The organism is Sphingomonas antarctica, assembly GCF_965137005.1.
Taxonomy (GTDB): Bacteria; Pseudomonadota; Alphaproteobacteria; order Sphingomonadales; family Sphingomonadaceae; genus Sphingomonas_O; species Sphingomonas_O antarctica.
Genome location: NZ_CBCRXM010000001.1, coordinates 330,600 through 345,102, shown reverse-complemented (window position 1 = coordinate 345,102; position 14,503 = coordinate 330,600). Strand labels below are relative to the sequence as shown.

General features: G+C 66.0%; 2 protein-coding genes. Both read left to right on the top strand.

The window, feature by feature from the left end; translation table 11 throughout:
• The first annotated feature begins 24 nt into the window (after nucleotides 1-24).
• Entirely contained in the window at nucleotides 25-1,764 is a 1,740-nt protein-coding gene (locus ACM9ME_RS01745) for a ShlB/FhaC/HecB family hemolysin secretion/activation protein (protein ID WP_415641682.1), read from the top strand.
• On the top strand, nucleotides 1,755-14,486 hold the full coding sequence (locus ACM9ME_RS01740; RefSeq protein WP_415641681.1) for a beta strand repeat-containing protein: 12,732 nt from the start codon (nucleotides 1,755-1,757) through the stop codon (nucleotides 14,484-14,486). Before ACM9ME_RS01745 ends, ACM9ME_RS01740 begins: the two co-directional genes overlap by 10 nt.
• Nucleotides 14,487-14,503: the final 17 nt, after the last annotated feature.

The window sequence follows — 14,503 nt, the reverse complement described above, 5'->3', positions numbered from 1 at the left end:
ATGCGATCGAGGGTTGGAGCATTAATGGCGTTGGTGCCCGCGATGGCGGGCGGGGCGGCGCTTGCCCAAAGCGCACCGCCCGTGCCGACCCGCGAAGAAATCCAGAGAATTCCCGTTGCGCCGACGGCGCCACCCACGGGCCGGGTAACCGTCGAGGGCGAAATCGAGCGCGCGCCCTGCCCGCTCGCCGACCCGGCTTATGCCGATGTCCGGGTGACGCTGTCGCAGGTCGAATTCAACGGGCTGGGTCCGATCGATCCGGCGATGTTGCGACCGGCTTATGGCGATGCGATCGGCAAGACGCTGGCCATCGCCGAAGTTTGCGAAATCCGCGACCGTGCGGCGACGATCCTGCGGCGCGCCGGCTATCTTGCGGCGGTGCAAGTGCCGGCGCAGCGCATCGAAAACGGCGTCGTCCATTTCGACGTGCTGCTCGCCAAACTGGTCGGTATTCAGGTGCGCGGCGATGCCGGCGCTTCGGAGGGCGTGATCCAGCGCTATTTGGCGGCCATCCAGCGCCAGCCGGTGTTCAACGTCATCGAAGCCGAGCGCTATCTGCTGCTGGCGCGCGACTTGCCGGGGATCGATGTGCGCCTCGCGTTGCGTCCTGCCGGGACCGTGCCGGGCGAAGTCATCGGCGAAGCGCGCGTGGTGCGCGTGCCGATCGAACTCGATGCGAACTTCCAGAATTACGGCAGCCACGAGGTTGGTCGTTGGGGTGGCACGTTGCAATTGCGCCTCAACGGGCTGCTCGGTCTGGGTGATCGCACGACGCTCGGTATTTTCTCGACCGCGCAGACGCGCGAACAGCAAGTGCTGCAGGCGGGTGAGGAAATCCGCATCGGCGGTGATGGGCTGACGTTCGGGCTTGATGGCAATTACGCCTGGACGCGCCCGTCACTGGGGCCGACGTTCGACCTGCGCAGCCGCACATTCACCGCGACGGCCCGATTGCGTTATCCGATCATCCGCCGCCAGAACCACGATTTATATGTCGCGGGCGGGCTCGATTTCATCAATCAGACCAGCCGCTTGAGCACCTTACCATTGACCCGCGACCGCTTGCGCGTTGCATTTGCGCGCCTAGATTACGATGCGGTTGATCCTGATAGCATCGCCAGCACGCGCGGCTATAGCTCTGCCGAGCCGCGGTGGCGTATCCTGGGTGGCGTGGAACTGCGTCAGGGGTTGGGTCTGCTCGGCGCATCCGACGGCTGCGGCGGTGCGCCGTTCGCCGCGTGCGCCGGCATGGTGCTGCCGAGCCGCACCGAGGGCGATCCGACTGCGTTCGTCGGGCGCATTTCTGCGGTAGCGGAATTCCGGCCGATCCCGCGCCTGACCTTCAGTCTGCAACCACGCGCGCAATATGCGCCGCATGCGCTATTCAGCTACGAAGAATTTTCAGCAGGCAATTACACCGTCGGCCGCGGTTTCGATCCGGGCACGATCATCGGCGACAGCGGCGTCGGGTTTCGCAGCGAGATCGCATACGGTTCGCTGATCCCGCGTTCGGCAAAATCGTTCGCCGTGCAAGGCTATGGCTTTTTCGACGCGGCGTGGGTCTGGAACAAGGACAGCGCGTCGAACGGCCTCGATCCCGAAAAGCTGCAATCGGCGGGCGGTGGCGTGCGTGTCGCGTTCGGCGACCGGTTCCAGGTCGATGGCACCGCTGCGGTTCCGTTGCGGCGTGCCGGATTGCAGACGCGGCGCGGCGATACCCGTTTTCTCCTGACGCTCACAACAAGGCTTTTGCCATGGCGATGACTCTTCCCGGCCGGCGTACGCGCCTGCTCACCGGCTGCGCAATGGCGACGGCTTTGGCCGGCCATGCGCATGCCCAAAGCTATCCCGACCGGGCGTTGCAGGGGTCTTCGACGACGGTTTCGGGCAATGTCTCCATCAGCCGCTCGTCGACGATCGATCATATTACCGTCAGTTCGGCGCAGGCGATCATCAATTGGAACCCGGAAACGGGTTATGGCCAATTGCCGCCCGGCCCGATAAATTTTTTGCCGACCGGACGTACCGCATCGTTCGAGTCCGGTTATGGCGGCGCCAGCTTCACTGTTCTCAACCGGGTCCTGCCGTCGGATCACACCCGTCCAATCGTTTTCAACGGATCGGTCACGGCGCCATCGAATAGTGCAGTATGGTTTTATTCGCCGGGCGGCATCATTGCCGGGCCGACGGCGACGTTCAACGTCGGCAACCTCGTGCTGACCGCCAGCGATATCGCGGGCGCCGCGACCGGTGGCAATCTGTTTGGCAACGACAACACACTCCATTTCGTGGCCGAAGCTGCGGGTCGCCAGTCGAAAATAGACATCCAAAGCGGTGCGCGTATCAACACGCTCGGCTCGGGGTCTTACCTTGCCTTGGTCGCGCCGGTGGTGTCGATGGCGGGCACGGTTCAGACGACGGGTTCGGTCGGTTATATCACAGGCGAAAGTGTCGATGTGCGGATCAATTCCGGACTGTTCGACATCAACTTCCTGGCGAACGGCGGCACGTCGGCCAGCGGTAATGTGCTGAGCCACACCGGCACGACGAGCAGCACCAACGGTGAATTTACGAATAACGGCATCTTCCTCGCGGCGATGCCCAAGAACCAGGCGATTTCGATGCTGCTCAGCGGCACGGTCGGTTATCAGCCTGCGGCATCGGCGAGTATGGAAAACGGCGTCGTCGTCCTGTCGGCGGGCATCAATCTGATCAACGGCAATGCGCAGATCAATTATACCGAGCCCAAGCTGGCGAGCATATTAGTTACCGGTGGCAACGTCACATCGTCCTTCCGCGCCGCCGCGACCGACACGATCACGATCAAGCCGGGCACGGCACAGTCTACTAACTTCTCCGACAATGTCCTGCTTCAGGGACCCAATTTGCTGGTCGATGCCAATGCGGCATCGGTGGGTATTGGCGGTTTTCTCACCCTTGATGCCACCCGTCCGTTGCTGGGCGGCACGGCGCGCCTGTCGGCGAGCAACGGCGGATCGATCGACGCCGGCAACGATATCACGCTCGGCGCCGACGGGGTTAGTCAGGTCCAGCCGAGCATCGGTGAAAACACCCAGGGCGGTACCGTGTCGATCACGATCGACAATGGCCGCATCTCCACGCCGAACACCCTGTCGCTGAGCGCATCCGGCTTTGGCGGACGTGGCGACGATCAGGGTGGTGCCGGACTTGGCGGACTGACCACGATCAACGTCAAGAATACCGTTGCTAATGACGGCCTGCATGCCGACAATATCTACGCCAACGCGGAAGGCACGGCGGGTGAAACCGGCTATGGCGAAAATGCGGCCGGCGGTTCGGGCACCGGCGGCACTGTACGGATCGACAACGATGCCGGCACGATCGAAAGCTTTGGCTTGTTCATCAGCGCCAGGGCCAACGGCGCGGATGGACGAGGCCTCGGCAGTGGCGGAGCGGCGACCGGCGGCACTATTCAGCTCAACTTCCTGAACTCGACCACCGCCATCGGCGCGATGACCGCCAGCACAGGCGCGGCTGCAGGCAGCAATTACGATCAGATCGGTGGCGTCGGCGGTAATGGCGGCTTGGCGACGGGCGGCAATGTTAGCCTGCTGCTCGACAATGCCACCCTGACGGTCGACAATAATTTCAATGCCGACGCCGATACATCGGGCGGCTTTTCGTATACCGGCGATGGCGGGATCGCGACCGGCGGCGTCATCGCCTTCACTCTGGGCAATGGCTCTGCATTCAACTCGGACCTGGCTTTGTCGGCGCAGGCGCGCGGTGGTAGCAGCAACCTGAATTACGACGCCGATGGCGATCATATCGCGGAGGCGTTCGGCCATGGCGGCGCGGCGACCAGCGGGTCGATCACGTTGGGCGTCTCAGCCTCTTCGATCATCGCGCCATCGTATGTCGATCTCAACACCAATGCGGTCGGTGGCGGTGGCGCGATCGGCGGCAATGCGCTGGGCGGCTCGATCGTCGTCGATTTCCCGAGCGGCCTGATCGATCCCTCGGTAGCCGGCTATTTTCAGGCGCGGGCGAACGCGGTTGCCGGATCGACCGACCTTGGCAATTTCGGCGCTGTCGTCGATCAGGCACGCAGCGGCGATGCGACCGGTGGTTCTGTCACGCTCGACATGGGAACGGCGGCGACTTCGGCGACGCTGACGTTCAGCTCGGTCACCCTGAGCGCGACCGGGCGGACCGATCCCGAAAAGGGCGGCGATGTCGGGGCGCAGGGCAACATCCGCGGCGGGACGGTCACCGCGACGCTGTTCAATTCGACGATCAACGCGGGCAGCGGCCTGCTGCTCGACACTAGCGCCATTGGTGGCAGCGGAGCGTCGAACTTCAACGATGTGACCAGGGCTGGCGGCAACGCGTTCGGCGGCACAGCGTCGCTCGGCACCAGCAACAGCACGATCAACAGCAGTTCGATCTCCGTCTTGGCCACGGGCAGCGGCGGCAGCGGCCGGGATTATCAACCCGGCGAATCCGGCGGGGACAGCCTCGCCGCGCGTGGCGGATCTGGCACCGGCGGGATGGCCCTGATCAACGCGACCGGGGGCAGCCTCGGCGGCGAAATCCAAATCGACGCCAGCGGCGTTGGCGGGTTCGGCGGGAGCGGCCAAACGGCCGACGGCGCGGCCGGCGGATCGGCGCAGGGCGGCACCGCCCATGCTTCTTTCGACTTTACCCAGCTCAACGGCTCGTTGCTGGTCTATGGCACCGCGACGGGCGGCGGGGGCGGTTCCAGCCTGTATTGCAGCTATAATTGTGGCACTTCTTTAGTGTCGGGCGCGGGCGATGGCGGCAGCGCGACGGCCGGCACGGCGACGCTCGACCTGTTTGCCGACAACTCGACCATCAATACTATCACCCTTGGTTCGACCGCGACTGGCGGCGCGGGCGGCAGTGTCGACGCATCCAGTATCGGCAATGCCGAGACCGACCGTCGTGGCGGCAACGGCGGCAACGCGACCGGCGCGGCTGCCGTGCTCAATATTTCCGGCGCCGAAAGCAGTTTCGGTGACATCGCTGTTGCGTCTTATGCCGTGGGTGGCGGGGGTGGAAGCGGCCAAACGGGCGGGCTTGGCGGCAATGCGACTGCCGGCGCGCTGACCATGCAGGTCGGGGCAAGCACGATCGCGCCATCGACTCTGTCGCTCGATTCGAGCGCGATTGGCGGCAACGCCGCGGACAGCGCGCTGGCCTCGGGTGTCGCGGGCGGCACAGCGCTGGCGGGCGCTATGGACGTGCGGCTGTCAGGGGCCGCCAGCGTCCTCACCCTGCCGTCCGATGGGGCGTCGTTCAACGCGCAGGCTCTCGGTGGTGCAGGCTCAGATAGCTTCGTAGGTCGCGGCAATGGCGGCGCTGGCGGCGCAGCCACCGCCGGCATACTCAACATATCTGTCGGCCAAGGATCATTGGACGGGTCCAATTCGTCGGCGGTGAGCTTCTACCTGCGGGCGTTGGGCGGCGACGGAAGGTCAGGCGCCCCTGGCGGCTATACCGGGGCAACGGGCGGGAACGGCGGAAATGGTGGCGGCGCGACCGGCGGACAGTTGGTCTTCACTGCCAGCGACCGCGGGTTCATCACCCTGCCGCAATTCTCGCTCGATTTGAGCACCGCCGGCGGCGTCGGCGGCTCCGGAGGCATGGGCGGGACCGGGGTCACGGGCGTCACCGGCGCGGACGGCGGGACCGGCCAAGACGGACAAATGGGCGGCACCGGAGGTACCGGTGGTACCGGTGGCAGTGGTGCGCGCGGCGGCTCCGCGACCGGCGGACGTTTTGCCGTCAACAGCCTTTCGGGTGCCGTCGTTGCCTTGGGTGATCTCAACGTGGACCTGTTCGCCGCCGCCGGATATTCGGGCAGCGGCGGCGAAGGCGGCTATGGCGGCATGGGTGGACCCGGCGGCATGGGCGGTCTCGGGCTCGACAATGGCAACGGCACATTCGTCAATCCCGGCACGGGCGGGATGGGCGGCAGCGGCGGCAGTGGTGGCGACGGCGGCATCGGTGGCGACGGCGCGAACGCCATCGGCGGTGAATTCGCGCTCGACGCCCATGGCGGGTCGATCACGACCGGGAATCTGTCGGCATTTGCCACCGCCGTGTCGCGGACGGGCGGCCAATTCGGCTATGCCGGTGGTGGCGGCCAAGGCGGCAATGGCGGCGAAGGCGGTTATGGCGCGCAGGAGAATATCGGTCCGTCCGGCAACCAGGGTTTCTACGGGAGCTCCGGCAATTTCGGATCCGATGGGGCCTATGGCCAGACGCAAGGCGGTTTGATTTCGATCACTGCGCGATCGGACGAAACCGGCGGCGGCACTTTGTCGACTGGCTATACGATTCTGTATAGCGCGGGATCGATCAGTGGCGGGGAAATTCTGGTCGAAGACGGACCCGGAGAAATTCGGATCGGCGCAGCTGACGCGAACAGCCATCTGACCTTCGGCGGGCTGGAAGCCCATGCCGGCGACATGCATGATCGTGGCTATGGCGGCCTGATCAGCATTTCCGGTACGAACGCGAGCCTCGATCTCGGCGATACGTTCTTGATATCGTCGGGCAGCATCGACCTCGCCTTGAGCGACAATGCGTCGATCCTCGGCGGTGCGAGCTTCAACGCGCAAGCGAACGAAGACATTACGATCAGCCATGACTTCCTGCCCGATGGCCTCGATACGCTCAACGCCAACACCATCACCCTGAAATCGCGCAGCTATATCGACACCGGCTCAGCGCGCCTCGGTGCGGTCGACCTGATCGACATCGCGGCGACGAACGACGTGACGCTGGGCAGCGCGCACGTCTCCGGTGGTTCGACTTATGCGGACTCCAACGGCCCGCACGGCGCGGAAATTCGCGCAGCCGGTGGCGGCGACCCGTTCAACGAGTTTTTCCCGCCACAATATGGCAATCTGACGGTTCTCGGCACGCTTGATGCGACCGGCAGCATCACGCTGACCGCCAGCAACGACGTGTCGATCTATTCAGGTGGCAATCTCCGCGCGGACAATCGTGTCGGCTTGTTCGCCGATGGCGATGTGACCATCGGGAGCGGCGTGAACGTCTTTGCCGGACGCACGCCGCTCGCCGAAAACGGCTATGGCCAGTTCGATCCGTTCAACCAGAACGGCATGCTGACCATCGAGGCCGGGTCGAACCCGCGCAATTTCGGTCTTTCGCCGGGCGATATCAGCTCGGTGGTGATCGGCGGGAACCTCGATGCGAATAACGGCTCGATCAGCATCGCTGGCGCGGCGATCGACGCCACCGATTCCACGGCATCGGCGCAATATATCCGCGCGGACATTTTCAATGCGACCAATGGCGGCTCCGACGATTTCGGCCGTCTTCGCACCGGCTGCACCGAAGGGCTGATCTGCCTCGGCGGTCTCAATGCAGGCAGCACGGTTCAAATCGGCGTGCGTGGTGCGCCGCTGGCGGCGTCGCTGACGGGGCCGTTGTCGGTCAGCAACCTGACGATCAACGCCCTCGGCGACATTCACTTCGGCGACGGCAGCAATGCCCTCACGATCGAGGGCACCGATTATTTCCACGTGACGTCCACCAACGGGAACATCGTCCTCGACGGCCCGGTCACCTTGCAGGGCGACAACGACTTCTCGCTGATCGCGGGCGGGGCATTGTTCGGACCGCAGGGCAGCGTGCTGGCGACCTACGATCTGGTGCTGGGCGCGCCCGGCGGCGTGACGCTCGCCAACCTGGTCATCGGCGGCCAGTTCATACCCGCTGGTGAGAGCTTCAGCACCTTCAATGTCTCCGACCGGCTCAGGTTGGGCAGCGGCGATTTGATCCTGTCGACGACGAACGCGATCAATTTCGGCCAGATCGAAGTCAATGACGGCGTGTCCATATCGCTCACCTCGACCGGCAGCTCGGTCAGCGTCGGGTCGGTCGGCAATGTGCCATTCGGCACGCCGGGCTCCATCACCGTCAATGCGGCGGGCGCGGTCACGCTGACGCATGCCGAGACCACGGGCAATTTGCTGGTCAACGGCGCAAGCTTCATGACCGGACTCCACTCGATCATCACTGGCGGCGATATCGACATCAACGTCGCGGGGCTTGCCGACCTCGGCAATTCGAGCGCTGGCGGTCATGCCGACGTGACCGGGCAGACGATCCAATTCGTGTCGCTGACCACTGGCGATTTCACTCAGCTGACCGCGACCGGCGGAGGCATTTCCGCCACCTCGATCAATTCGGGTGCCACCACGACACTCAGTGGCGATGCCGGTATCGGTGTCGGCACCCTGGTATCGACCGGGGCAGTGGCCCTCTCCGCGCCCAATGGCGGCGTTCAGGTTTACACCCAGCTGGATGCGCCCAGCGTGACCGCGAGCGGACAATCGATCGCCCTATCCAGCAACAAGGCGATCCTTGCCCCGACGCTCAACGCCACCGCTGGAAACATCGACATCACTGCCGCGAGCTTCTCCGGCACCAGCGCCACGGCGACCGGCGCGGTGGCGATCACCGCACCGGGTGGCGTCACGCTGTCGACGCTCAGCGCCGGTGCGGCCAGCATGCTCAACGCCGCGAATGGCGCAGTGCTTGTCTCAAGCAACATCACCTCGCCCGGCCTCAACGTCATTGGTCGCAGTGTCACGTTGCGATCGACGGGTTCATTGAACGGCCTGAGCGGCCAGGCAACCGCAGGCGTGTTCGACGCGCAAGCGGGCGGCGCCATCTCCGGCAGCGCGATTTCCGCCAGCACGAATGCGATCCTGGTCGCACCGGGCGGAATTACCCTCACCGGCTTGACGACCGGCGGCACCGCGTCGCTCAGCGCGACCGGGGGCAACATCAACGTCACCGGCGTCGCCAGCAACGGGCTGACCGCCACCGCGCGCGACATTTTCCTGCGTGGCCCGGGTGCGCTAACGGTGACCAACCTGGTCTCCAGCGTCGGCGGCATCGACGTTCAGACCGGCGGCAACATGGTGGTCAGCGCGGCCAACGCCAAATCGGCGCTCACGCTGGGCAGCACCGGTGGATCGCTGGGCTTCACGACGCTGGTCGCGGGCAGCAATGCCGCATTGTCCGCCGCGACGACGATTACCGGCGGCACGCTGAGCGCGAATGCGGCGACCCTCAATGGGCTTAACGGTGTCACGCTGACCGGTTTGTCGACCACTGGCACCGCGGCGATCCTCGCCACCAACGGGTTGATCAGCGCAACCAACGTCAATGCGGGCAACGTCACCGCCACCGCGCGCGGTATCACCCTCACCTCACCCACGGTGCTCTCGGCGAGTCAGCTAAGCGCGACGGCGGGCGATATCGATGTCCGCGGCGCGCAGCTCGCACTCGGCACGGCGGACGCCACCGGCACGTTCAACGCGCGCGCTGTCCAGGGCGGCATCACCTTCTCCACCGCGCAGGCCGGCGGCAATGCCACCCTGATCGCCGCCAGCACCATCGCGGGCACGACGTTGACGTCGGGCGGCAATAGCAGCGTGACCGCGCCGGGCGGGATCACCATCGCCACCGCGACCAGCACCGGCACCAGCAACTTCTCCGCCACCGGCGGCGCGATCGACATCGGCATCAACGCGGCGGCCAGCGCGCTGACCGCCACGGCGCAAAGCGTGCGGCTGCGCGCGACGGGCGCGCTGAACATCACCAATGCCCAGGCGACTGCGGGGGCGCTCGACATACTCTCCGCGGGCAATCTGACGATCGGCACCGGCAGCGCGACAACCTCGCTGGCGGCGGCCAGCACCGGCGGTATTTTGGGGTTCGGCACGCTGACTTCGGGCGGCGCGACTACCCTCACCGCGGGTGGGACGATCAATGGCACGCAACTTATTTCGACGGGCAATGCAGCGATCACCGGCACCAACGGCGTCGCCATTTCGACGGTCGCCGGACAGGCGCAAGTCGCGCTCAACGCCGCATCGGGCGCGATCAACGTCAGCAACAACCTGACCGCGACGTCGCTGTCCGCCGACGGACGCTCGGTGTTCCTGCGCGCTACGGGGCCCCTCACCGCGTCGCTGCTCCGCGCGACCGCGGGCGATGTAGATGTAGCCGCGGGTACACTCACTGCGGCGACGGTTCAGGCCAGCGGTCTGGTCACGCTGGCGACGAGCAACGGCGCGTTGGGCTTCACCACGCTCAATGCGGGTGGCAATGCCACGCTCAATTCGGGTGCCGGACTCTCGGGCAACAGCCTGACCGCGGCGAATGCAACACTGACGGCGCCGGGTGCCATCAATGTCGCGACGATCAGCACCGGCGCGGCGAACATCACGTCGCTCAACGGCAACGTCACGGTCGGCACCGATCTGCGCGCGAGTAGCGGCACAATCGCCGGGCAAGCGGTGACGCTCAAATCTCTCGGCGCGGTGACGCTGACCGGCGTTCAAGCGACGGTCGGCGCGGCAAACGTATCGACCACGGGCAATCTGGCGATCGGCACCGCGAGCGCGAACACCGCGCTGACGCTGGCCAGCACGGGCGGCTCGCTCGGCTTCTCCACCGCCAGCGCCGGAAGCGACGCGACCTTGTCGGCGGCGACGACGATTACAGGCGGCACACTGGTCGCGGGCGGCAACGCCACGTTGACCGCGCCCGGAGGCATCACGCTCACCGGGCTGAATGTGTCGGGCACCAGCCAGCTCAGCGCGCCCAACGGCCTCATTCAGGTATCGGGGTTGGTCGGCAGCAACGTCACCGCCAATGCGAGCGCGATCCGATTGTCGGGCACCGGCGCGTTCGCCGCGAACAACCTGAGTGCGACGGGTGGGCTGCTCGACCTCAACTTTGGAGGCGGCATCACGCTGGGCACGGCCAGCGCGGCGACCACGCTGAACGTGGTCAGCGGCGGCACGCTCGGCTTCACCACCCTGACCAGCGGCGGCAACGCGACGCTGGGCGCGACGACGATCAGCGGCGGTATGCTCACCGCTGGCGGCAGCGCGGGGCTCACGGCCATGAACGGGATCTCCCTCACCGGCCTGTCAACCTCTGGCACCGCATCGCTCGCGGCGAGCAACGGCGCTGTCCTGGTTACCGGCCTAGCGGCGAATGACGTGATCGCCACCGGGCGTAGTATTTCGTTGACTTCGGCTGGCGCGCTTGTTGCTAGCAGCCTGACCGCCACCGCGAGTGATGTAACGCTTAGCGGAACGCGCCTCGCCCTCGGCACCGCGACCGCCAGCGGCAAGATCCGCGGTACTGCGACGGCCGCTGACATCTCCATCGGCGCATTGTCCAGCGACGGCGACACCCAATTGTCGGCGGCCACTATCATCGCGGGCGGCACGGTCAATGTCGGTGGCAATGCCACGCTGACGGCGCCGAATGGCATCACGCTCTCGGGCCTCAATGTCACCGGCACAGGCCAACTTTCCGCAGCCAACGGCCTCGTCGATGTGTCTGGACTGGTCGGCAGCAACGTCAGCGTTACCGCCAGCGCGATCAAGCTTGGCGGTGCGGGGACATTCAGCGCGAGCAGCTTGAACGCCACCGGTGGCTTGCTCGACCTCAACTTCGGCGGCGACATTACACTGGGCACGGCCAACGCCGCGACCACCCTCAGCATTCTCAGCGGCGGCGCTGTGGGATTCACGACCCTGTCGAGCGGCGGCTCGACGACGTTGACGGGAACGACCGTTACCGGCGGCATGTTGAACAGCGGAGGCGCGGCGATTGTCGATGGTTCGACCGGCGTCACGCTGACCGGCATTACCGTCGCAGGCATAGGGACTTTGTCGGCCGCCAACGGCACGATCGATGCAACGGGCGTCGGCACGGGCAATTACAGCGCGATCGCACGTTCGGTCCGCCTGCGCGCCACGGGGCCCTTGGCGGTGACCAGCGTTGTCGCCACAGCAGGCAGCATCGACGTCGCCAGCGCAGGCAATTTGACGCTTGGCACGGCGTCGGCCACCGGCGCGGCCACACTGTCCAGCACCAACGGCGATCTGACCGTGGCGTCGCTGGCAGGCGGCACTACCATCCTGTCTGCCGCCGCGGGCGCGATCGATGCGAGCGGCGTTGCCGTCGAGTCGCTCGATGCCTCGGCCCGCAGCGTGAAGTTGCGCGGCACCGCGGGACTGACTGCCGGAATCCTTGCCGCGACCGCGGGTATGCTCGATGTTCGAGTCGGGTCACTGACTGCGACCAATGTTTCGGGCAGCGCCGGCAGCGTTTTGACCGCCGACACCGGCAATATGTCTTTGACGAACCTGTCCGGCGGCGCAGCGATGCTGTCCGCGATTAATGGCGCGCTGACCGTCGGCAACGACACGGCAAGCGATACAGTTGCCACCGGGCGCAGCATTGCGCTGACCGCACCCGGTACGCTCAACGCGTCGAACCTGGCGGCGACGGCGGGTGCCCTGACACTGCGCGGCACGAGTCTGGCGCTCGGCACGGGCAGCGCGAGCGGCACGCTCGACGCGCGCTCGTCGAGCGGCGCGCTCGGCTTCACCAATTTGGCCAGCGGCGGCGACGCCACTCTGGTCAGCGCAACGAGCGCCACCGGCACCACCCTCTCCTCCGGTGGCGCGATCAGTGTCACCGCGCCGGGTGGAATCGACATTGCCAATCTGCGCGCCGTGGGCGCGGCGGCGCTGAATTCGAACGGCGCGGTGCGCATTTCGAACGACCTCGCATCTTCGAGCCTAACGGCCAGCGGATCGTCGCTCTATCTCCGCTCGCTAGGTAGCTTCAACGCCGCCTCGCTGATTTCGACCAGCGGGGCGATCGATATCGGCACGGCGGGGGCGCTCGGCTTCACCACGATCAATTCGGCGGGCGCGACGACGATCGCGGCGGGCACGACCGTCACCGGCACGACTTTGGTGTCGGGCGGCGCGACGACGATCACCGCGCCGTCGGGCATCACGCTGGGCACGCTGCGATCGACGGGCACCGCGACGCTGAATGCGCCGAGCAGCGCGGTCCGTGTGAATACCGAGGTTACGACCGGCAATCTGATCGTCAACGCGGGATCGATCTTCCTCCGCACCCCCGGCGCGTTGACGCTCAATCAGATCCAGTCTTCGACCGGCGATGTCGATATTGCGTCCGCCGGCAATCTCAGCATTACCTCGGCCACCGCCGCAGGGGCGCTGATCCTGGCCAGCAGCGGCGGCAATGTGACGGTCGGGTCTATCGGCGGACAGTCGAACCCGACTGCGGCCACGCTGACGGCGGCTGGTTCGATCACGCTCGGCAACGCCACTGCCAGCAATGCGATCAATCTGAGCGCAGGGACGCTGGCTACGCTCAACGGCACGATGACCGCGCCGACGATCGGCATCCGCTCCGCGGACATCGCCATCGGCGGCACGGCGCGCATCGGCAGCGTCACGGGCACCAGCCAGCTAACCTTCACCAGCATCGCCGGCAGCAGCGTCATTGGCGGCAGCTCGACGGGCACCGGCTATCGCCTGAGCGAGTCGGAGCTGCTGCGCGCCTTTGCCAACAACATCACCATCGCCACTGCGACCAACGGTCAGGGCAGCGACGCGATCGACCCCAATGCCACGCCGTCGATGACGCTCGACACGCTTACGCTCAGCGCGGCGGGCCAGGGGCAACAGGCAACGGGCAATCTCGGCAATGCGGGCACGCTGCGGTTCCAGACCTCCGGCACGATGCGCGTCACCGGCGCGGTCAAGCTGGCCAGTGCGAACAGCGGCAACCGCCTCGAACTCAGTGGCGGTCCTGCGATCGAGATTCGTCCGGGCGGCTCGGCCGCCGTGGTCAACGGCACCGACCTCGCCGGCACGCTGGTGCTGACGGCAGCGGATATCATCGCCAGCGACGCGACGACGCTCACGTCGCTCGCCAACGCCGCCGACGCCAAGGCCCAGGGCAATCTGCTCGCGACCAATCCGGGCGCGACCGACGATACCGGCTTCTTTGCCGCGAACGCCGTCAACATCAGCATCGGCCACGGCCTGTTCGTCCAGAACACCGGCGGCGCGCCGGCACTCGGTACGAACATGGCCGATGCGCGGCGTGGCTTCACCGTTGGCAGCGGCGGGCTGAACATCGTGTCGAACGCCGGCACACCCGTCACCGTGGCGATCAACGGGCGACAGGTCTCGACCGCCGCCACCGGCGGCTTCATTACCGGTACGGCCCTGATCCCACTGGTAGGGATCGGCAGCGCCAATGTCCCGACCGCTTTGGTCGCCGGGTCGTCGATCAACGGCTGCGCGATTTCGAGCGGGGGCAATTGCAACGCGATCCCCGACCTGATCGAGCCGGGCAGCGTCGCGCGCGACACGATCGAGGCGTCCGACCTGCTTGACGACGCGCTTGAGGCCGCGACCAACGCGATCAACACGCCCGACGTGCTGGTCGAATTGCCGGGCTTCAATTCGCTGATCGGCCAACCGCTGATCGAGGATCCGGTGACGGGTTCTGGCAATGACGATCTGCTGGCCGACAAGGACGGCAAGGAGTGCGATCCAGCGACCGAGACTTGCACCAAGCCCTAGGGTCCGCGAGAGGGCGG